The sequence below is a fragment of the Amycolatopsis sp. NPDC003865 genome (genome assembly GCF_053605345.1).
Window position 1 is genome coordinate 1 of sequence record NZ_JBSGJA010000027.1, and the last position, 20,683, is coordinate 20,683.

Consider the following 20,683-nt stretch of genomic DNA (forward strand, 5'->3'; position numbering starts at 1 on the left):
TGGCCACACGGTTCGACAAACTCGCGGTTCGCTACGAGGCGACCGTGCACATCGCGGCGATCAACGAGTGGCTACGCCATTGAAACAGGCTCTAGTCCGGCCGGCCCAGTGTGACGAAACCGCACGGCGGCTCGACGGTTCCGCACGGATCCGCCGGGCCGCCGTGCCCTGCATTAGCATCGCCCCGGAGATCATCCCGGGGAGGACCAGTGCCGCGTCTGCTGCTCGTCGAGGACGACGAAGCGCTGGCCGAAGCCCTTTCGCTGGCGTTGCGCGCGCTGGGGCACGACGTAGTGCACGCCCCCACCGGCGAGCACGCGCTGACCTCGCTGGGCGACGCCGAGTTCGTCCTGCTCGACGTCATGCTGCCCGGCATCGACGGCTTCGAGGTCTGCCGCCGCATCCGCGCCCGCAGCCGGCTGCCGATCGTGCTGCTGACCGCGCGCGGCGACCCGATCGACGTCGTCGCCGGGCTGGAGTGCGGTGCCGACGACTACGTGGTCAAGCCGGCGGAGCCGCGCGTGCTCGACGCGCGGATCAAGGCGATCGGCCGCCGCGCGCAGCCTGCCGTGCCGGAAGCCGGCCTGCTGCGCGTGGGCGAGCTGGAGATCGACGCGGCCGCGATGGGCGTCACCCGCGGCGGCGAGGAACTGGCCCTGACCGCCACGGAGATCCGGCTGCTCGTCGAGTTCGCCGAGCACCCGAACCAGGTGCTGAGCCGTCAGGTGCTGCTCAAGCGGGTTTGGGACTACGGCTACGTCGGTGACTCGCGGATCGTCGACGCGGCGGTCGCGCGGCTGCGGGCGAAGGTGGAGGACGACCCGGCGAACCCGGTGCTGCTGCGCACGGTCCGCGGTCTCGGCTACCGCCTGGTGACCAAGTGAGGCTCCCCGCGGTCAGCCTGCGGACCCGGATCGTGGCGGCGATCGTCGGCGTGACCACCACGGCGACGGCGGTCGTGGCCTTTTTCGCGTACCAGGTGCAGTCCGAGGACGTGGTGCAGGCGTTCACCATCTCCGCCCAGTCGCGCATGATCAGCGACAACATCGACGTGCAGAAGAAGCTCGATGCGGCCCGGCCCGAGGAACGGGTCGGTCTCATCGTGGACAACCTCAAGTTCCTGCCTGTCGGCTGGCTGCTCGTGACCAGATCACCCGGCAAGCCGTTCGTCACGGTCGCCCGCGCACCCCTGCAACTCGACGGGCACCGGGTCGAGTCCCTCGGCCCACCCCAGATGGTCGCCACGGAAACCCCGGAGGAGCTGCTGAGACCGGTCGAAGCCGAAGTACTTCCCCGCCCGTTCGGCGGGATCGACCTGAAGACCGCGGTCACCACGAACCCGGAAACCGGCCGCCCGGTGCTGGTCGTGAGCCGCAACTTCGGCAACTCCGACTACCTGCTGATCGAGTTCTTCGATCTCGGCGTGCTCGAAACCGACCTCGGCGCGCTGCGCCGCAACCTGGGGTTGATCGCGCTCGGGGTGAGCGTGTTCGGGGTTGGCGTGGCGGTCCTGATCGGGCGCCGGATCCGCCGTCCGATCAAGGCCTTGTCCGCGGCCGCCGACGAGCTGGGTGCGGGCGCACTCGACACCCGCGTGCCGGTCAAGGGCCGGGACGAGGTCGCCGCACTGGCCGCCTCCTTCAACGCCATGGCCGCCCGGCTCGGCGAGTCCATCGAGGAGCTGCACGCGAAGGACCGCCAGCAACGGCGGTTCGTCGCCGACGTCGCCCACGACCTGCGAACGCCGCTCGCCTCGATGATCGCCACCGTCGACAGCCTCGACGACGCCGAGCCCGCCACCCGCACCCGCGCCACCGAAATCCTGGGCGCCCAGGCGCGGCGGCTGGCGAAGCTCGTCGAAGACCTCCTCGAGATCGCCCGCTTCGACGCCGGGAAGGCCGACCTGCGGGTGGCGCCCGTCGACCTCGCCGACCTGGTCGCGGACGCCGCCGAGGTCACCGGCGTCGCGGCCGCGGTGACCGCGAGCGGGGACGTCACGGTCGTCGCCGACCCGCGGCGGGTGCACACCGTGGTGGCGAACCTGCTGAGCAACGCCGGCCGGCACGGCGCCGCGCCGGTCACGGTCACCGTCGACGGCACCGGCGAAGACGTCGTCGTGCGCGTCGCCGACGCCGGTCCCGGGGTGCCGGAGGACCTGCTGCCGATCCTGTTCGACCGGTTCGCGCGCGGCGACCACGCGCGTCAGGCGACCGAGGGCAGCGGGCTCGGGCTGGCGATCGCCCGGGAGAACGTGCTGGCGCACGGCGGATCGCTCGCTGTGCACAATGACGGTGGTGCCGTGTTCACCGTGCGGTGGCCCCGGGGCTGATCGGCGAACGCGGTGACCGCCCGCCAGTTCAGTTCGCGCGGGTGCTGCCCGTCGAAGTACGGCAGCGGCAGGTACGCGAGCAGCACCGCGGCGGCGATCAGCGGGAGCGGGCGGAACTCCCTCGCCGGGCCCAGCCACAGGACCACGGCGAAGTTGGTGACCAGCAGGAATCCCCAGCGCGCCCAATCCCAGCCCGCGAAGGCGAGCAACGCCGGAGCCGCGACGGCCGCGGCGGCGAGCACGTCACGTCGTTGCGCCAGGACGCCGAGCACCACGACGAGCAGGATCGGGGCCACGAGCAGCAGGACCTCGGTGATCGAATACAGCCGCCAGCTTTCGCTCTGGGTGCGTTCGAACAAGGCCAGCGCGTCGGCCCGCGGGGTGAAGTCCGCGCCGGCCATCGCGGTCCGCAGCCGGGCCGCCGCGCCGGGGCTCGACGCCGGGAGCGTGAGCACCGCGAGTTCCGCGGCCACCGGCGTCACGAGCAGCATCGCCGTGATCCGCACCGAGCACCGCCGCGCCAGCACGAGCGCGAAGACCGGGAGGACGGTGAGCGCCGCGATCTCGTGGGTGAACACGGCGGCGGTCAGCAGCCCGGACGCCACCGCGGGCCGGCGCGGCAGCTGCCACAACGCGGCGAACAGCAGCAGGTACAGCACCTGGTCGAAGTAGCCGGCCTCGTGGAAGAGGAACCCGCCGGACGGCAGCAGCAGCCAGGCGGCGACCAGGAGCTTCCGGGCCGGGTGCCGGGCGCGGAAGAAGGCGGCGGCCACCACCCCGAGCAGCGCGGCGAGGACGGCGAACGCGGCGGCCGCGAACACCCAGTACGCGTACCCGGTCGCGAGCGCGAGCGGGTGGAGCAGGGTGCCGACGAGGAACCGGCGGTGGAAGCCGTCGGTCACCGAGACGGCCTCGAGCGTCACCGCCCAGTCGCCCGGCATGCGGAACCCGCGGTAGGCGGCGAGCAGGAGCGAGAGCGCGCCGAGCGCGGTCAGGCCGCGAGACGTGGTGGTGCGATCGAGGGTGCTGGTCACGACCGCCAAGCTAGGAACGGGATGTGCGCGCTCCATGACCGTTGATCACCAGTTCGGCGCGGTTTCGCACGTCGTACTTTTTCACTCGGTTGCTGTAAAGTTTCAGCCATGACGCGTCGTCTTGCCGAAGTCGCCCGCCAGGTCGGGGTCAGTGAAGCCACGGTCAGCCGGGTGCTCAACGGCCGGTCCGGGGTGTCCGCCAGCACCCGGGCCGCCGTGCTCACCGCGCTGGACGTGATGGGCTACGAACGCCCCACCCAGCTGCGCGGCGAGCGGGCCCGCCTGGTCGGGCTGGTGCTGCCGGAGCTGCAGAACCCCATCTTCCCCGCGCTGGCCGAGATCATGGGCAACGCCCTCGCGCAGCAGGGGTTCACCCCGGTGCTGTGCACGCGGACCGCGGGCGGGGTGTCCGAGGCGGAGTACGTCGAGCTGCTCCTGCAGCAGCAGGTGTCGGGCGTGGTGTTCGCCGGCGGGCTGTACGCGCAGGCGGACGCGGTCCACTCGCACTACCACCACCTCGTCGAGCGGCGGCTGCCGACGGTGCTGATCAACGCGGCGGTCGAGCACCTCGGCCTGCCCCAGGTCTCGTGCGACGACGCGGTGGCGGTCGAGCAGGTCGTCGGGCACCTGAGCTCACTCGGGCACGAGAAGATCGGGCTGGTCCTGGGCCCGTCGGACCACGTGCCGTCGCAGCGCAAGCTGGCGGCGTTCCAGGCGTACGCGGCGAAGCTGGGGCTGCCGGTCCTGGACGAGCTGGTCGAGCACGGGATGTTCTCGATCGAGGGCGGCCACGCGGCGGCGGCCAGGCTGTACCCCCGCGGCGCGACGGCGGTGCTGTGCGCGAGCGACCTGCTGGCCCTGGGCGCGGTCCGCGCGGCCCGCCGGCAGGGGCTTTCGGTGCCGGAGGACATCTCGGTGGTCGGCTACGACGACTCGGCGCTGATGAACTGCACGGACCCGCCCCTGACGACGACCCGCCAGCCGATCGAGGCCATGGGGCGGGCGGTGGTGGAGCTGCTGGTGAAGCGGATCAACGGGGGCGAAGTGGCGGCGGAGGAGCTGCTGTTCGCCCCGGAGCTGGTGGTGCGGGGGTCCACGGCTCGCCGCACGGCGTAACACCCACCCAGGCGCGACGGCTTGCCGGCCGTCGCGCCTTTTTCATGCCCGGACTCGAGCGGGTGCAGCCTGTTCGTAACTTGCAACTTCTCGTCGTCTTATTGCGTCGATCTGCTCTCACACTTTAGAGTGACCGCAATCACGTGACAGCCGTCGCGACCCCGAGAAGAGGCTTGAGATGAGCAGTCCCTGGTCCCGCCGTACGTTGTGCCTGATCGCCGCCGGCGGGCTCGCACTCTCCCTCGCCGCCTGCGGCGACGGGGACACCGCCGCCCAGACCGGCGGGAAGGTGAAGATCACGGTCACCGGCCAGCCGCCGACCAGCCAGCCGTTCGAGCGCAGCGTGTTCGACGCCGACGTCAAGGAGTTCGAAGCCGCTCACCCGAACATCGACATCGATCCGCACGAAGGGTTCATGGACCCGAAGACGTTCTCCGCGAAGCTCGCCGGCGGGCAGCTCGAGGACGTCTACTACGTCTACTTCACCGACCCGGCGCAGATCATCGCGCGGCACCAGGCCGCCGACATCACCGAAGCCGCCAAGAGCGTTCCGCACGTCAACGACATCAAGCCGGAACTGCTGGACAACTTCCGGGACGCCGGTGGCAAGCTCTACGGCCTGCCGACGATGAACTACACGATGGGCCTGATCTACAGCCGCCCGCTGTTCCAGAAGGCCGGGCTCGACCCCGACAAGCCGCCGGCGACCTGGGACGAGGTCCGCGAAGACGCGAAGAAGATCGCCGCGCTGGGCAACGGCGTCGTCGGGTACGCCGACTACAGCAAGAACAACCAGGGTGGCTGGCACCTGACCAGCTGGCTGTACTCCCTCGGCGGCGACATCGCCCGCAAGGACGGCGACAAGTGGGTCGCCGACTTCGCCAACGAAAAGGGCAAGCAGGCCCTGCAGTACCTGCACGACATGCGCTGGACCGACAACTCGATGGGCGCCAAGCAGCTCCTCGAAGCCACCGACGTGCAGCGCATGATGGGCGCCGGCCAGCTCGGCATGTACATGGCCGCCCCGGACAACGTTCCCGTGCTGGTCAAGCAGTTCAACGGCAAGTACGAGGACTACGGCGTCGCGGGCATGCCCGGCGGTCAGGGCACGCTGCTCGGCGGCGAGGGCTACATGATCAACCCGAAGGCGTCGCCGGAGAAGGTCAAGGCCGGCCTCGAGTGGATCCAGTGGAAGTACCTCAACCCCGACCGCTTCGAGAAGCACATCCAGCAGTACGTCGACGGCAAGCAGCCGGTCGGCCTGCCCGCCGAGCCGACCCCGGACGTCTGGACGGGCTCGGTGCGCGAGCAGCAGCTGGCCCTGAAGGCCAAGTACGCCAACGTGCCCGCGAAGAACTTCCAGTCCTACGTGGACACCACCAGCAAGATCAAGGGCAGCATCGAGCCGCCGGGCGCGCAGCAGATCTACGCCGCGCTGGACAGCGTGATGCAGGCCGTGCTGACTGACCAGAACGCGAACCTCGACCAGCAGCTGTCGTCCGCGTCGTCGAAGGTCAACAGTGTCCTCGCCCAGGTCAAGTAGCCTGCTCGCCTGGCCCGCGACGTCCTCGTCGCGGGCCAGGCGGCCGGTCGCCTCCCCGGAAGAACGCCGCCGGACCCGGCTCAAGCGCAAGCTCCGGGAAAACCTCACCGCGTACGGCCTGCTCTGCGCCGCGCTCGTGGTGTTCGCCCTGTTCTCGTGGTACCCGATCGTGCGTGGTGTCCTGCTGAGCTTCCAGCAGGTCGACTTCGTCAACCCGCCGACGTGGGTCGGCCTCGACAACTTCGAGAAGCTCGTCGAAGACCCGCTGTTCGGCGTCGCCTGGCGCAACACGCTGCTGTTCACCGGGCTCGCGCTGGTCTTCGGCTTCGCCGTCCCGTTCCTGACCGCCGTGCTGCTCAACGAGATCCGGCACGCGAAGGCGTTCTTCCGGCTCGCCGTCTACCTGCCGGTGATGCTGCCGCCGGTCGTGACGGCGCTGATGTGGAAGTGGTTCTACGACCCGGGACCCGGCCTGTTCAACTCCGCGCTCGGCGCGATCGGCCTGCCCGGCGGTCAATGGCTCGACTCGAGCGGCACGGCGATGCTGTCGTTGGTGTTCGTCTCGACGTGGGCCAACATGGGCAGCACCACGCTGATCTACCTGGCCGCGCTCGGCACGATCCCCGGCGAGCTCTACGAAGCCGCGGAGCTCGACGGCGCCGGGCTGTGGAAACGCCTGCGGCACGTGACGTTCCCGCAGACGCGGTTCGTCCTGCTGGTGCTGCTCCTGCTGCAGATCGTCGCGACCATGCAGGTGTTCACCGAGCCGTACGTGATGACCGGCGGCGGCCCGGACGACTCGACGGTCACCGTGCTCCTGCTCCTGTACCGCTACGCCTTCGTCTACAACGACTTCGGCTCGGCGAGCGCGATGAGCCTGCTGCTGTTCGTGGCGCTCGGCGTGTTCTCGGCGTGGTACGTCCGGCTGACGCGGAAGGCGGACCAGACATGAGGACCCTCGTCTCGCCCGGCGCGCTGCGCAGCCCGCGCGGCAAGGTCGTCTACGGCGTCGTCTTCGCCTGCACGCTGCTGGTTTTCGTCCTGGCCTTCATGTTCCCGCTCTACTGGGCGGTCACCGGCGCGCTGAAGTCACCGCAGGAACTGGCCGCGACGCCGGCGACGCTCGTCCCGCACGAGTGGCACCCGGAAACCTTCGCCGACGCGTGGAACCAGCTGAGCCTGGGCAAGTACTTCCTCAACACCCTCGTCGTCGCCGGCGGTGCGTGGCTGGCGCAGCTGGCCATCGACGTCCCGGCCGCGTTCGCGCTGTCCAAGCTGCGCCCGAAGTTCGGCAACGTCGTGCTCGGCCTGATGCTGGCGACGTTGATGCTGCCCGCGACGGCATTGCTGGTGCCGACGTACGTGACGGTGACGGACCTGCCGCTGCTGCACCTCAACCTGATCAACTCGCCGACCGCGGTCTGGCTGCCGGCGGCCGCGAACGCGTTCAACATCTACCTGCTGAAGCGGTTCTTCGACCAGATCCCGGACGAGCTCATCGAAGCCGCGCGCATCGACGGCGCCGGGCCGGTGCGCACGCTCTGGCGGATCATCCTGCCGATCTCGCGGCCGATCCTGGCCGTGGTGTCGATCCTCGCGGTGGTCACCGCGTGGAAGGACTTCATCTGGCCGCTGCTGGTGTTCCCGGACACCGAAAAGCAGACGCTCTCGGTGATGCTGCAGCGGGTGGCGATCGACATGCCGCTCAACGTGCTCGTCGCCGGGATGGTGCTGGCCAGCCTGCCGATGGTGGCGCTGTTCCTGGCCTTCCAGCGGCAGATCCTCGCCGGGCTGACCGCCGGCAGCATCAAGGGCTGAGCCGGGTTCTCACAACGACTAGGAGGGGCACTTTCGTGACCGACAAGACCGGCTGGTGGCGGAGCGCGGCGATCTACCAGGTGTACATCCGCAGCTTCGCGGACGGCAACGGCGACGGCGTCGGCGACCTCGCCGGCGTCCGCGCCCGGCTGGACCACCTGGCCGACCTGGGGATCGACGCGATCTGGTTCACCCCGTGGTACCCGTCCCCGATGGACGACGGCGGCTACGACGTCGCCGACTTCCGCGACATCGAACCGCTCTTCGGCACGCTCGCCGAAGCCGAAGAGCTGATCGCCGAGGCCCACGCGCGGAACATCCGCGTGATCATCGACATCGTGCCCAACCACTGCTCCGACGAGCACCGCTGGTTCCAGGCCGCGCTGGCCGCCGGCCCGGGATCGCCGGAACGGCAGCGGTTCTGGTTCCGCCCGGGCCGCGGCGCGGACGGCAGCGAGCCGCCGAACAACTGGAAGTCGCGCTTCGGCGGGTCCGCGTGGACGCGCGTGGAAGACGGCGAGTGGTACCTGCACCTCTACAGCTCCCGCCAGCCCGACTTCAACTGGGACAACCCCGAAATCCGCACCGAGTTCGAGGACGTGCTGCGGTTCTGGTTCGACCGCGGCGTCGACGGCTTCCGCATCGACGTCGCCGACGGCCTGGTGAAGGACCCGGCGCTGCCCGACGTCGAAGACGGCGACGAGACCCCGTTCTCCGACCAGGAGGGCCTGCACGAGATCTACCGCTCGTGGCGCAAGATCGTCGACAGCTACCCGGGCGAGCGCGTGCTGGTCGGCGAGATGTGGCTGCCGGACATGTCCCGGGCGGCACGCTACCTGCGCCGCGACGAGCTGCACTCGGCGTTCAACTTCGACTTCCTGGTCTGCCCGTGGGACGCGGGACGCTTCCGGGACGTCATCGACCGGACGCTGCGGGCGCACGACGAGGTCGGCGCGCCGGCGGCGTGGGTGCTGTCGAACCACGACGTCACGCGGCACGTGACGCGCTACGGCAGGCAGGGCGACACGGGTTTCTCGTTCGCGAACCGGTTGCACGAGCTGCCGGTGGACCGCGCGCTCGGCACCCGGCGAGCACGGGCCGCGGCGCTGCTGACCCTGGCGCTGCCCGGCGGCCTGTACGTCTACCAGGGCGAAGAGCTGGGGTTGTGGGAGGTCCTGGACATCGCCGACGAGCTGCGCCAGGACCCGGTGTGGGCCCGCACGAACGGCGCCGACCCGGGCCGCGACGGCTGCCGCGTCCCGATCCCGTGGTCGGGCGACGAGCCGCCGTTCGGCTTCGGTTCCGGCGGAGCGTGGCTCCCGCAGCCGGAGGAGTGGAAGGCGTACACGGCCGCGGCGGAAGCGGCGGACCCGGACTCGATGCTGTCGCTCTACCGGTCCGGGCTCCGCATCCGGCGTGACCTGCCGGCCGGCGAGCTGGAGTGGCTGTCGCTCGGCGACGGGGTGCTGGCGTTCCGGACCGGGCCGGAGTTCACGTTCGCGCTGAACTTCTCGGCCGCGCCGGTGCCGCTGCCGGCCGGCGAGGTCCTGCTGGCCAGCGGCCCGGTGGCGGAGTCGCTGCCGACCGACACGGCGGTCTGGCTGCGCGGCTGACAGACGCACCGGAGGCCGTCGCCCGGGTCCGGCCCGGCGGCGGCCTCCGGTGGATCAGCCGACACGCTCGGACAGCTCGAACATGTTGCCCCACGGGTCACGGAAGAATGCGAGCCGCGCGCTGATGTCGTCGATCTCGAACGGCGCGTTGACGATCTCCACCCCGCGCCTGCGCAGCTCGGCAAGGGTTTCGTCGACGTTCTCGACCGACAGGCAGACGTGGTTGTAGCCGTTGACGGCCAGGCTCGCGTCGACGTCGCCGAACCGCGGCTGGGCGGCGGCACCGGGACCGCCGAGGATCTCCAGGTGGAAGTCGTCCTGGGCAGGCGGCAGGACGTAGGCCAGGGTCAGGTCGCCGTACGGCCAGGTCTGCAGGACACGCCAGCCCATCGTGTCGACCCAGAACGCGCGGGCCGCCTCGAAGTCGGGGTACCGGATCCCGGTGTGGTGCCCGCGCATGGACGCGAAGGGCGACGTGGGGTCCTGGGGCGGGGTGGCGGGCAAGGGCATGGTCAACTCCATCGGTCGAGCGGATGGTGTCCATTACGGTCCTTCCGCACGCCGGGGCGAAGGGGGTGAGTGGCCCTGCCGGTACCACCCTGGGCATGGGCGCCGCCCCGCCAGGGCGGTCATACTCCGGGTATGAGCGGTGACGCCCTGCGCGGCTTCCTCACCTCGCGGCGCGCGGCGCTGACCCCCGAGGAGGTCGGCCTGCCCAGTCCCACCACGGCCCGGCGCGTGCGGGGGCTGCGCCGGGAAGAGGTCGCCAGTCTCGCCGGGGTGAGCGTCCACTACTACGTCAAGCTCGAACAGGGCCGCGCCGGCAATGTCTCCGGGCAGGTGCTGGCCGCGATCGCGCGGGCGCTGCGGCTCGACGACGTCGAGACCCGCTACCTCCGCTCGCTGCTGCAGCCGGGCCGCCACCCGGCGCCCGCTCCGCCGCGGGCCCGGCCCGCGCTACGGTCGATGATCGGCGCGCTGGACGTGCCGGCCGTCATCCACGGCCCGCACCTGGAGGTGCTCGGCATCAACCACGCGGGCAAGGCGCTGCTCGACGACTTCGAGGCGATGCCGGCGGCGGAGCGCAACACCGCGAAGTGGATGTTCCTCAACCCGCGCGCCCGCGTCGTCTACCGCGACTGGGCGAGGATCGCCGCGGACGTCGTCGCCGTGCTGCGGGCAGGACCGGCCGACGACGCGCTGTCGCGGATCGTCGGCGACCTGAGCACCCGGTCCGCGGAGTTCGCCGCGCTCTGGGCCGACCACCGCGTGGCCGAGCACCAGCACGGCGTGAAGCGGTTCTTCCACGAGGCCGTCGGCGACCTGACGCTCAACTGGCAGACCCTGCACCTGCCGGACAGCCAGGGGCAGAGCGTCATCGTCTACAGCGCGGACACGGGGTCACCGTCGGAAGAGAAGCTGCGCCTGCTGGCCAGCTGGACGGCGGCCCCCGCCCCGGTCACTTCGTGAGCTGCAGGATGTCGATGCCGCGGGCGTTGTCCGCCACGTACACGTACTTCCCGTGCCAGTACGGCGCCCACGCGCTCGCGTCGCCCGGACGGTAGTACGCGATCTGGCGCGGGTTCGTCGGGTCGCTCACGTCCAGGAACCTCGTGCCCTGCGAGTAGAACGACTGCACCAGGACCTTGCCGCGGACGTCGAAGTAGTGCGCCGAACAGTCGTCCGACGCCGGGTCGCTGCCCTCCTGGCCGTTGACGCTCCACGTGCCCACGCTCTCCAGGCGGAACGGCTGCGAAGGCGTCGAACGCCAGCCTTCGCCGCGGTAGGAGCCCTTCAACGACGAAATGGTCAGGACGCCGTCGCCCGCGCAGCCGTCGACGAAGTTCTCCTCCGTCGCGTAGATCAGGTCCTGGCCGCGCCACGCGCCGTCGCCGATGCGGTGGCCCGCCGGGTGGAAGCTGTTGTGCATGAACCGCGAGGGCGCCGCCGTCTCGGCGATGCCGCCGCCCGCGTACGGGATCGGCTCGTGCGCCGTCGCGCGCCGGACCTTCCCCGACAGCGGGTCGCGGTGCACGCCGTCGGTCCAGTACCCGCGGACGCCGCCGCGGCCGGACACCCAGGCCACGCCGTCGGCGTCCACCTGGACGTCGTGCACGTAGTCGGTCTTGCCGTCGTTGCGGGCCAGCTCGATGGGCTGCGGGTTCACCTTCGGGTGCCGCGGGTCGCGGATGTCGGTGACCCAGATCGGCCGGCCGCCCCAGTCGGCGGGCTGGTCGTCGGCCTTCGCCGGGCCGCCGGTCCACAGGTAGCGGCAGCCCGCGACGCAGCTGGTCGTGTGCCCGGCCGGGACCTTCGTGTAGCTGAGGATCGCCGGCGCCTCCGGCTTCGAGACGTCGACGACGTAGATGCCGGACTCGCCGGTGTGCGTCGTGCCGCCGTACGCGCGCGGGTCGCGGGAGAGAAACACCAGCTTGCGGTTCTGGTCGACCTCGGTGTCCTCGGTCTCCCACAGCCCCGGCAGGCTGACCTGCCCGACGAGCTTCGGCGCGGCCGGGTCCTTCGTCAGGTCGTAGACCTTGAGCCCGAACTCGCCGGACACGACCATGACGTCGCGGCGGCCGTAGTCGAGGAAGTTGACCGAGATGGCCCCGGCGGCGTCCGGGACGCTGCCGACGGCCTTGACGTTCTTGATCGCCCCCGGGTCACCCAGGGTGCGCGCGGCCGGGACCGCGGGCTTGTCGTCCTCGCCGCAGGCGGCGGCCGGGAGCCCGGTCGCGACGAGCGTGGCGCTGACGGTGACGGCGGCGAAGCACGACCGGAGCCAGGTGCGCACGAAACCTCCCAGAACGCGTGTCCAGCGAACGGTACGACGGAGATCAACCGGACACAACCACCTTTGGTTGCCTCCTGACTGGTAGGACTGGCCCATGCGCCTGCTCGCCCTGCTCGCCTCGCTCGCCACAGCGGCCCTCGCCGTCACGGGCTGTTCCGATCCCGACCCGGCCCGGCCCGGTGTCCTGTCCGCCGGCCTCCGGGAGCCGGCGACGCTCCTCCCGGCCGACGTCACCGACCAGGCCGGCCGGCTGGTGACCGGTGCGCTGTGGACGCCGCTGGCCGACTACGACGCGGCGACCGGGAAGGTCACGCCGCGGGCCGCGGCGTCGATCGAGAGCGCCGACCGGGTGCACTGGACGGTGAAGCTGCGGCCCGCGCGGTTCCACGACGGCACACCGGTCACCGCTCAGTCCTACGTGGACACCTGGCGGGCGGTCGCTGCTTCGCGGTGGGCTTCGGCGACGGTGCTGACGAAGCTGCTGCGCGCCCGTGAGATCACGGCGTCCGCTCCGGACACGATCACACTCGTCCTGGACCGGCCGTCGGGTCAGGTGCCCGCGTTGCTGGCGGCACCGGGCCTGGTGCCGCTGCCCGCGTCGGTGCTCGCCTCCCGCGACTGGGCCGGCTTCGCGAAGGCACCGGTCGGCAACGGCCCGTACCGGCTCGACGGCCCGTGGCGGCCCGGCTCGGGCGGCACGCTGAAGCGCGTCGGCCCCGGCAAGGCCGAGGAGATCGACCTGCGCGTCGGCGATCCGGTGGCCCAGTACGACGCGGTCAAGGCGGGCACGCTCGACCTCGCCACCGAGGTCCCGGGCGAGAAGCACGACGCGATGCACGCCGACTTCGGCGAAGACCACCACGCGACCTGGGCGCTGCCGAGGGCGGGCTACCTCGCGTTCCCCGTGACGAACCCCCGGTTCGCCGACGCGACGGTCCGCCACGGCTTCGCGCTCGGCATCGACCGCGCGGCCCTCGAAGCGGGCCCGCTCGCCCACCAGGCCGACCCGGCCAAGGCACTCCTGCCCCCGGCGGACGCGCCCGGCGAGCGCTCGGGCACGTGCCGTCCGTGCAGCTTCGACGCGGCGGCCGGGAAAGCTCTGCTGCAGCAGGCTTCCTTCCCGGGCGGCGCGACTGTCTACTTCGGACCGAGCACCGAGGAGTGGACCCGGACGCTGGTGGTCGGGCTGCACAAGTCCCTGGACGTCTCGGTGACCGCCCAGCCCGCACCCGGCGCGGCGGACGGACCGTCCACACTGGACGTCACGCTGACCACGGCGAGCCCGTACGAGCTGCTGTCCCGGCTGGCTTCGACGTCCGGGTACCCCGACGAGGTGTTCCGCCAGAACCTCGCGCTGGCGGACGCGGCGGCGACGCCGCAGGAGGCGGGTGAGCTCTACCGGCTGGCGGAGAACCAGCTGCTGCGCGACCTCCCGGTGGCCCCGCTGTGGTCGGGCCACGGCCACGCGGTGTGGTCGGCACGCGCCCACGACGTCACGACGACGCTGTTCACCGGCCCGGTGCTCGCGGGGATCGGGGTTTCGTGACCTGGGACCCGGCGTCGACGACGTCTGGTGCCGGCCGTCGGCGTCGGCGCCCGGCGCCGCTGGCTGGACCGCCTCCGCGGCTAGCGCGTGGCCGTGGTTCCGTTGGGCTGCATGGGTCCCGGCCCCGGTGACCACCAGCCCCACACGGTCTTCTCGCCGTGCTCGACGTGGGGTGCCTGCCCGGCGGCGTACGGCTGGACGCGCATCAGCTTGCCCCACGGCTGCCCCGGCGCTCCCTCCAGGTAGCTCGGCACTTCGGGCTGGTCGGCGACCTCTTCGAGCCAGCCGAGCGGGCCGCCGTGGGCGTTGCTCGCCCAGTTCGCCTCCGACTGGAGCGTGCCCGCGGTGATCCGGTACGCCGGCACCTCGGAGATCCCGTCGTGCGACACCACCGGGTTCATGCGCGGGTACACGAACGCCGCCGGCCAGTCCAGGTACACCGGCGCGCCGCCGACCCGCTGGGTCAGCGTCGTGAACGTCGGGATGCGCGGTGCCGTCACGGCGACCCAGCCGTCCGGGGTCACGTCGTCGTCCTTCGCGACCACGCGGACCAGCGTGACGTCCTGCGGCAGGTCACCGATCCCGATCCGCTCGTCGGCCCACTTGCCGGTGCTCGCCGGGTCACCGCTCGAGTCGGTGTCCGAGCCCGGCGCGTGCACCTGGTCCGACTTGACGACCTCGACTCCCGCTGGCGTCCGCCTGCCGAACTCGAACCAGACGCCCGCCGCCTTGCCGGCCTTGGCCGCCACCGCGACCGCGAGCTGCGCGTCCGCCCGGCTGCCCGGCAGCCGGTACCAGGAAGTGCGCAGGCGGGCGGTCCGCTCGACGGCGCCGTAGCTGCTCCACGCCGGCAGGGTGCTCGCGCTCAACCCGTTCGGCGGGCTGTCCAGCGGGTCGTCGCCGGACTCGGCCTTGGTGTGGAACCCGGCGGCAGCGGTGTCGCCGTCCGCCGGCAGCCCCGGCTTGAGCACGCTCGACGCCGGGTCGGTCTCGACCATGACGTGGTCGGAAAGGTTGCCGCTGCTGGTGAACAGGTGCGCCACGTTCGCGGCACCGAGGCTGTAGCTGTGCCACTGCTTCTGGATCGCTTTGCCCATACCGACGAACTCGAACGCGACGACCACGCCGCAGACCACGACGAGCGAAAGCGAACCGAGCTTCAGCGCGCGCAGCCGCCGTTCCTGTGTCGGTGGCGGCAGCGGCCCGGGTCGCTGCGCCTGCACGTTCTCCACGAACGCGATCACCGCCGCGACCGCCGCGGCGAGCAGCAGCAGGGTCGACAGGTGGTAGCCGTGCAGCGACGGCGCCTTGTCGAACCACGGCACGCCGATGCTCGAGACGAACCAGTACGCGTTCGGCCCGGTCGCCGCGAGCGCGGCCACCACCAGCAGCCCGGCCGTGAACGCGGCCCGGTTGCGCTTCGAGCGCAGCACCGCCGAGCTCGTGGCGAGCGCGGTGAGGGCGGCCATCGCCGAGCCGACCGCCGCGAACGCGCCGAAGTGGTGCGTCCACTTGGTCGGCGTCAGCGCCAGCAGCAGGAAGAACAGCGCGGTGGTACCGATCAGCCGCCGCGCCGGGCCGAGCGCGGCGCCCTGGATCCGGCCGCGGCGCAGCAGCACCACCAGGCAGGTGCCGGTGCACAACATGAGCAGCAGCACCGGGAACCGCCGGGTGAGCGACCCGTCGGCGTTGTCGGAGAACAGCAGCTGGTACCGCGAAAGCTCGTTGTACCAGGGTTCGCTCGGGCCGACCTTGCCGCGCAGCCGGGTCGCCTCCGCCACGCTGGCGAACGTCTGGTCGGCGAACACGACGACGAGCACGATCAACCCGGCCGCCGCGATCGGCGCGAGGACCGCCGTCCAGCCCGCTTCCCGCACCCGGGAGCGCAGCAGCTGGACCAGCGGGCGCGCGGCCACCAGGAAGGGCGCCACGGCGATCAGGGCCGTCGGCGTCGCGGCGAGCGCGAACGCGGCGGACAGCAGGCCGAGGCAGAGCGGCAGCAGGCGGCGCGTGACGAGCGCGCGCTCCACCGCGCACAGCGCGAGCAGCGAGCCCAGCGCGGCCCACGGCTCGGGGCGCACCCCGTTGTTGAACGGCAGCCACCAGACCAGGAACACCATCGCCGCGGCCCAGCTCGCCGCCGGGCTCCGGCGCACCTGGTTGCCCAGCCGCGGCATCACCTCGCGGCTGATCAGCAGCCAGCAGACCACGCCGATGAGGAACGACGGCAGCCGGATCCACGGCGGCACCGTGGAGACCGCCGTCATCAGCTCGTAGATGTGGTCGTTCCAGCCGAACGGCGCCTCGGCGACCCCGAACCACCGGTGGTAGTTGGTCAGGTAGCCGACCTGCGACGCCACTCTGGCCATGGTCAGGATGTAGCCGTCGTCGGAGGTCACCGGCCCGATGAAGACCCAGGCGCCGAGCACCCCGAAGACCGTGAAGTCGCGTTTGGTGAGCTTCCACCAGCCGACCGGCGCCCAGCGGGGCGCCCGCCGCGCGCCGCCGCGGTCGAGCCGGTTCACCGCGATCAGGCAGCCGATCAGCGCGAGCACGCCGATGACGCCGACACCGGTCTTGAGGGCGGTCGGCGTGGACTGGTAGCGGGTGTCCGGGGTGATCGACACGCGCAGCCCGGCGATCGGATCGCTCGCCGACGTGATGTCGGTGTAGATCCCGACCACGCGCGGGCGCACGTCACCGCCCGCGTCGTACACGACGGCGCCGCCGACGGTCAGCGTGGTGCGCGTCGCCGAAGAGGAGAACCGGACGTCGCACCCGGTCGCGGGCAGCGGCAGGCCGGCGACCTGCCTGCCCCGGCTGAACGCGGTCAGCGTTCCCCGCTCGGCCCGCAGGAACATCCCGGCACCGTCGCCCGTGCGCGCCCCGGGAACGGTGGAGAACAGGGTGGCACCGCCCGGTTTTCGCGCACCGACCGACTGGATCGTCGCGCACGGCAGGTCGACCCGCATGTCCTGCGCCCAGTAGCCGGTGAGCGGAGCGTTCACCGGGCGCGTGTCGGTGCCGGCGGGCCAGGTGATCTCGGCGGTGTCCTGCACCACCGGCAGCAACGGCGAAGCGAGCGCGCAGCCCGCGGCGAGGATTCCCAGCACGATCACCAGCCGGCGCCACAGCCCGGTGTTCACTCGTTCCGCGGCGCCGGTGTCGGGTCGCCCTGAATGGGTCACCTCATCCGAGATGACCGTGGGAATTCCGCCGGCCGTCTGCATCGGGCGGACGCTATCACGCTGTTCAGAGCCGGATCGGGACCCCTCCGAACCCGTCCCGATCGACTGGGTCCGCGCCGGCCGCACTGCGATTTCCCTTGCGGCACCTTACAATCTCGGCCGCCCGGCCCGCCGGTTAAATCCGTGCCAACTTCCGGCGGCCGCGCCGGAGTTTTGTGAACGGCGCGTTTCGGAATGTCCGGAGCATCCGGGATTCGGAATTCGGGAACGCTAACCGCGGCCGATGAACGGCATCGTCGTCGCGGTGATGGTGAGGAACTGCACATTGGCGCTCAACGGCAGCGCCGCCATGGACAGCACGGCGTCGGCGACGTGCCGGACGTCGAACGTCGGCTCGGCGACGACCCGGCCGTCCGCCTGCGGGATGCCCGCCGCCATCCGCTCGGTCATCTCCGTGGCGGCGTTGCCGATGTCGATCTGGCCGCACGCGACGTTCCACGCGCGGCCGTCCAGGGAGATCGAGCGGGTGAGGCCGGTGACGGCGTGCTTGGTCGCGGTGTAGGCGACGCTCGCCGGACGCGGGACGTGCGCGGAGATGGAACCGTTGTTGACGATCCGGCCGCCGCGCGGGTCCTGGTCCCGCATGAGCCGGACCGCCTGGCGGGCGCAGAGGAACATCCCGGTGAGGTTGACGTCGACGGTCCGCTTCCAGTCCTCGACGGACAGATCGGCGACGGTCCCGGCGGTCCCGACGCCGGCGTTGTTGAAGAGCAGGTCGAGCCGGCCCCATCCGGCGCGAACGGCGTCGAAGAGGGCGGCCACGGAAGCTTCGTCCGAGACGTCGGTGGGGACGACGAGGGTGCTGTCGAAGCCGGCCGCGGTTTCCTCGAGAGCGGAAGCGCGCCGCCCGGCCAGCGCGACGGACCAGCCGTCGGCCAGCAGCGCCCGGGCCACGGCCCGCCCGATCCCCGACCCGGCCCCGGTGACCACCGCGGTCTTCGCCATTCCGCCTCCTAGACTGCGTCCATGGGACTTCGCGACCGTTTCCAGGCCGGTCTCGCCCGGCAACTCGGCCACCCTAGCGACCTGCGCGGCCGGGTCGTGGGCACGATGCTCAACCGCGGCAACCGCGAACCGATCGTCGCGGCCGTCGCGGCGCTCGGTCTCGCGGGCGGGGAAACGGCGCTCGACATCGGGTTCGGCGGCGGCCTGGGCCTCGCGCTGCTGCTGCGGAAGGCCGGCACGGTGCACGGCGTGGAGGTCTCGGCGACGATGCTCGACCGGGCCCGCCGCACGTTCCGCCGCGAGCTCGCGGCGAACCGGCTGCGGCTGCACGAGGGGCCGATCACCGCGCTGCCCCTCGAAGACGGCGCGGCCGGGGCGGTCATGACCACGAACACCGTGTACTTCGTCGACGACCTCGACGGGGCGTTCGCCGAAGTGGCGCGGGTACTGAAGCCGGGTGGCACGTTCGTGCTCGGCATCGGCGACCCGGAGACGATGAGCCGGGCGCCGCTGTTCACCGAGCACGGCTTCCGCATCCGCCCGGTGGCCGACGTCGAGGCCGCGCTCGCCCGCGCCGGGCTGGACCTGCGCCGCCACGACCGGCTCGGCGTCGGCCGGGTCGGCTTCCACCTGCTGGTCGCCGGAAAGTGACGCGGCGGGGGCCCGGCTCGCGCCGACCCCCCGCCGCGGAGAACTACTTCGGCTGGACACCCAGCGCGGCCAGGGCCGGGCCGGCCATGATCACGCCGTTGCCGGTCACCGTGTCGAAGCCGGACGCGCCCAGGTCGATCGCGCTCGACACCAGCGCGCTGCGGATCTGCGCCGGCGTCGCCGTCGGCTTGCCCGACAGCAGCAGGGCCGCGATCGCCGCCGCGTGCGGAGCCGCCGCCGAGGTGCCGAAGAACGGCTGGAAGCCGGTCACCGACGTCGCCACGCCGTCCGCCGCGGTGATGTCCGGCTTGGCGCGGGTCGTGCCGCCCGTCGAGGACACGTTGCCCGGCGTGATCGCCGTGCCGTCCGCGTTGTAGAACAGGTGGCGCTTGCCGTCGGAGGAGAAGCGCTCCCACTTGCTCGACGCGCTGAACTGGCCCGGGTACGGGCCGGCCGGGTTGGCCGGGTCACCGGTCTCCAGCGGCCGGGTGAACGCGCCCGCCGCCGGGGCCGCCGCCACGCTGAACGCGTTCGCGGCCGCCGAGTGGCCGTTCGTGACACCGTTGGTGCTGAACGCCTTGAGCGAGCCCGAGGCCACGAACCGGCCGCGGATGACGTTCAGCGCGATGAACCGGTCGGCACCGCTGTACTTGACCACCGCGACCTTGTAGCCGGAGCCCGAGGTCGGCACCGAAGCGATCTCGTACGGGTTCTGCGAGCCGGACTGGCCGTTCTCGCTGGAGGCCACGACGCTGCCCGAGGAGTTCAGGATGAACAGGTCGTAGTCGTTGGCGGACTTGCCCCACGGGTCGGACCAGAACAGCGTCACCGGGCGGCCGAGCGAGCCCGCCGAAAGCGCGTCGAAGTTCTGCGTCGTGCTGCTCGGGTCGAAGTCGTGCGGGGTGCCGGTGACGCCGCTGATCTTCGACGACGACGCGCGGAAGTCGCCTTCGTAGTAGCCGCTCGTGCCGTCGGTCGCGTTGCCCGAGTTGCCGGCCGAGGAGAAGTACAGGACACCGGCCGCGGTGACGTCGTTGACCGCCTGCGCGACCTGCGTGTCCTGGAACGGCGACTCGTCGAAGTAGGAGACGTCGTCGACGATGATCGTGCAGTGGCCGGTCGTGCGCAGCGCGCGGATGTTCGCGGCGAAGCTGGCCTCGCTGGTGAACGCGGTCGCGAAGCCGAGGGCGGCGTCGGGCGCGAGGTCGTGGATGATCTCCAGCATCGCGGTGCCCTCGTCGCCGCTGCCCTTCTGGCCGGACAGGACGTCCACGGCCGGCAGCTCACCGGCGCTCTGCGACTTCGCCAGCGAGTCGACGCCGTCGGAGAGGACGCAGACCTTGACCCCCGAGCCGCTGACGCCGTAGGTCGTGCGGGCGGTGTCGGCGCCGTGCGCCTTGTCGCCCTCGGACACCTGCGTGGCCGCGGCGGCCTGCGCGGCGGCGGCGCGGCCGAAGTCCCGGTTGCCGGACTCGCTCCAGGTGGTCGCCTGCGCCGCGGGGTGGACCTCGGCGACGTCGGCGCGGCCGGCGATGCCGTCCACAGCGGACAGCGGCAGGTCGGCGCGGACGGCGCCACCCGCGGCGTAGCGGACGGTGCCGCCCGCGGCCTTGACCACGTTCGCGACGACACCCTCGTCGCGGCCGGCGGCGATGTCGACCGCGACGGTGCCGGCGCTGCTGACGCCGACACCGGAGCGGTAGTCGGGCAGCTTCGCGGCCAGGGACCGGTCGGCCCGCAACCGCTTCTCGACGACGAGCTGGCTCGATTGCTTGCGCTCGGCGGGGGTCAGGCTCTTCTTGATGCCCTGCAGCGCGTTGATGCCCGCCTCGGTGCGCGCGGCCGCCGCGTCCACGGTGGACGGCTGCGCCGCGGAAACCCCCGTGGTCAGCAGCAACGCGCCGACCGTCAGCGGAACCGCGTGCGCGGCGACCCGGCTGAATCTCACCATCGATTTCTCCCTGAAGGCACTCGGCCGTATGACACCCAACCGGGTGTAATGGGAAAAATCTAAGGAGTGACCGCCCGGTGGTCCACCGACCAAAG

The 20,683-nt window shown here is 71.7% G+C and carries 15 protein-coding genes; 10 read left to right on the forward strand and 5 right to left on the reverse strand.

Features of this window, described 5'->3' with window-relative positions:
* Positions 1 to 209: 209 nt before the first annotated feature.
* The 7 genes from ACWEVP_RS42335 (at position 210) to ACWEVP_RS42365 (ending at position 9,453) form a co-directional block, all read left to right on the forward strand.
* The gene (locus tag ACWEVP_RS42335) at positions 210 to 884 is read left to right on the forward strand and encodes a winged helix-turn-helix domain-containing protein (RefSeq protein ID WP_452068226.1); all 675 of its coding nucleotides are present in this window, start codon (positions 210 to 212) and stop codon (positions 882 to 884) included.
* Entirely contained in the window at positions 881 to 2,329 is a 1,449-nt protein-coding gene (locus ACWEVP_RS42340; RefSeq protein ID WP_452068227.1) for a sensor histidine kinase, read from the forward strand. The genes ACWEVP_RS42335 and ACWEVP_RS42340 overlap by 4 nt, the downstream gene beginning before the upstream one ends.
* 1,142 nt (positions 2,330 to 3,471) lie before the next feature.
* Positions 3,472 to 4,479 carry a LacI family DNA-binding transcriptional regulator gene (locus ACWEVP_RS42345; protein ID WP_086856081.1) on the forward strand — a complete coding sequence of 336 codons (1,008 nt, stop codon included), beginning with the start codon at positions 3,472 to 3,474 and terminating at the stop codon, positions 4,477 to 4,479.
* A gap of 178 nt (positions 4,480 to 4,657) precedes the next feature.
* On the forward strand, positions 4,658 to 6,022 hold the full coding sequence (locus ACWEVP_RS42350) for an ABC transporter substrate-binding protein (RefSeq protein WP_452068228.1): 1,365 nt from the start codon (positions 4,658 to 4,660) through the stop codon (positions 6,020 to 6,022).
* The gene (locus tag ACWEVP_RS42355) at positions 6,000 to 6,974 is read left to right on the forward strand and encodes a carbohydrate ABC transporter permease (RefSeq protein WP_452068229.1); all 975 of its coding nucleotides are present in this window, start codon (positions 6,000 to 6,002) and stop codon (positions 6,972 to 6,974) included. Before ACWEVP_RS42350 ends, ACWEVP_RS42355 begins: the two co-directional genes overlap by 23 nt.
* Entirely contained in the window at positions 6,971 to 7,840 is an 870-nt protein-coding gene (locus tag ACWEVP_RS42360; RefSeq protein ID WP_452068230.1) for a carbohydrate ABC transporter permease, read from the forward strand. Before ACWEVP_RS42355 ends, ACWEVP_RS42360 begins: the two co-directional genes overlap by 4 nt.
* Positions 7,841 to 7,875: 35 nt before the next feature.
* Positions 7,876 to 9,453 (forward strand): glycoside hydrolase family 13 protein, encoded by a 1,578-nt coding sequence (locus tag ACWEVP_RS42365; RefSeq protein ID WP_452068231.1) that lies wholly within the window; start codon positions 7,876 to 7,878, stop codon positions 9,451 to 9,453.
* A 54-nt stretch (positions 9,454 to 9,507) separates the two neighbouring features.
* On the opposite strand, the gene ACWEVP_RS42370 is transcribed toward ACWEVP_RS42365, so the two are convergent.
* On the reverse strand, positions 9,508 to 9,963 hold the full coding sequence (locus ACWEVP_RS42370; RefSeq protein WP_452068232.1) for a VOC family protein: 456 nt from the start codon (positions 9,961 to 9,963) through the stop codon (positions 9,508 to 9,510).
* A gap of 132 nt (positions 9,964 to 10,095) precedes the next feature.
* Here ACWEVP_RS42370 and ACWEVP_RS42375 point away from each other — a divergent pair, with 132 nt between their 5' ends.
* The gene (locus ACWEVP_RS42375; protein WP_452068233.1) at positions 10,096 to 10,923 is read left to right on the forward strand and encodes a helix-turn-helix domain-containing protein; all 828 of its coding nucleotides are present in this window, start codon (positions 10,096 to 10,098) and stop codon (positions 10,921 to 10,923) included.
* Here the strand turns inward: ACWEVP_RS42375 and ACWEVP_RS42380 are convergent.
* Complete coding sequence (locus ACWEVP_RS42380; protein ID WP_452068234.1) at positions 10,913 to 12,247, reverse strand: LVIVD repeat-containing protein; 1,335 nt, start codon at positions 12,245 to 12,247, stop codon at positions 10,913 to 10,915. The two genes, ACWEVP_RS42375 and ACWEVP_RS42380, sit on opposite strands and share 11 nt — an antisense overlap.
* A gap of 94 nt (positions 12,248 to 12,341) precedes the next feature.
* Here ACWEVP_RS42380 and ACWEVP_RS42385 point away from each other — a divergent pair, with 94 nt between their 5' ends.
* Positions 12,342 to 13,793 (forward strand): peptide ABC transporter substrate-binding protein, encoded by a 1,452-nt coding sequence (locus ACWEVP_RS42385; RefSeq protein WP_452068235.1) that lies wholly within the window; start codon positions 12,342 to 12,344, stop codon positions 13,791 to 13,793.
* Positions 13,794 to 13,873: 80 nt separating this feature from the next.
* Here the strand turns inward: ACWEVP_RS42385 and ACWEVP_RS42390 are convergent, their stop codons facing one another.
* The gene (locus tag ACWEVP_RS42390; RefSeq protein ID WP_452068236.1) at positions 13,874 to 17,023 is read right to left on the reverse strand and encodes an arabinosyltransferase domain-containing protein; all 3,150 of its coding nucleotides are present in this window, start codon (positions 17,021 to 17,023) and stop codon (positions 13,874 to 13,876) included.
* 228 nt (positions 17,024 to 17,251) lie between these two features.
* Complete coding sequence (locus ACWEVP_RS42395) at positions 17,252 to 17,986, reverse strand: SDR family oxidoreductase (protein ID WP_452068237.1); 735 nt, start codon at positions 17,984 to 17,986, stop codon at positions 17,252 to 17,254.
* Positions 17,987 to 18,007: 21 nt separating this feature from the next.
* Between ACWEVP_RS42395 and ACWEVP_RS42400 the strand changes: the two genes are divergently transcribed.
* Positions 18,008 to 18,637, forward strand: a complete 630-nt coding sequence (locus ACWEVP_RS42400) for a class I SAM-dependent methyltransferase (RefSeq protein ID WP_452068238.1) — start codon at positions 18,008 to 18,010, stop codon at positions 18,635 to 18,637.
* Positions 18,638 to 18,680: 43 nt separating this feature from the next.
* Here ACWEVP_RS42400 and ACWEVP_RS42405 read toward each other — a convergent pair whose 3' ends face one another.
* On the reverse strand, positions 18,681 to 20,588 hold the full coding sequence (locus ACWEVP_RS42405) for a S8 family serine peptidase (protein WP_452068239.1): 1,908 nt from the start codon (positions 20,586 to 20,588) through the stop codon (positions 18,681 to 18,683).
* Between the last annotated feature and the right edge of the window lie 95 nt (positions 20,589 to 20,683).

Excerpts from the sequence above, each read along its gene's own strand:
- ACWEVP_RS42345 (WP_086856081.1), top strand. The coding sequence starts at position 3,472 with ATGACGCGTCGTCTTGCCGAAGTCGCCCGCCAGGTCGGGGTCAGTGAA.
- ACWEVP_RS42350 (WP_452068228.1), top strand. The coding sequence starts at position 4,658 with ATGAGCAGTCCCTGGTCCCGCCGTACGTTGTGCCTGATCGCCGCCGGC.
- ACWEVP_RS42360 (WP_452068230.1), top strand. The coding sequence starts at position 6,971 with ATGAGGACCCTCGTCTCGCCCGGCGCGCTGCGCAGCCCGCGCGGCAAG.
- ACWEVP_RS42370 (WP_452068232.1), bottom strand. The coding sequence starts at position 9,963 with ATGCCCTTGCCCGCCACCCCGCCCCAGGACCCCACGTCGCCCTTCGCG.
- ACWEVP_RS42375 (WP_452068233.1), top strand. The coding sequence starts at position 10,096 with ATGAGCGGTGACGCCCTGCGCGGCTTCCTCACCTCGCGGCGCGCGGCG.
- ACWEVP_RS42385 (WP_452068235.1), top strand. The coding sequence starts at position 12,342 with ATGCGCCTGCTCGCCCTGCTCGCCTCGCTCGCCACAGCGGCCCTCGCC.
- ACWEVP_RS42390 (WP_452068236.1), bottom strand. The coding sequence starts at position 17,023 with ATGCAGACGGCCGGCGGAATTCCCACGGTCATCTCGGATGAGGTGACC.
- ACWEVP_RS42395 (WP_452068237.1), bottom strand. The coding sequence starts at position 17,986 with ATGGCGAAGACCGCGGTGGTCACCGGGGCCGGGTCGGGGATCGGGCGG.
- ACWEVP_RS42400 (WP_452068238.1), top strand. The coding sequence starts at position 18,008 with ATGGGACTTCGCGACCGTTTCCAGGCCGGTCTCGCCCGGCAACTCGGC.
- ACWEVP_RS42405 (WP_452068239.1), bottom strand. The coding sequence starts at position 20,588 with ATGGTGAGATTCAGCCGGGTCGCCGCGCACGCGGTTCCGCTGACGGTC.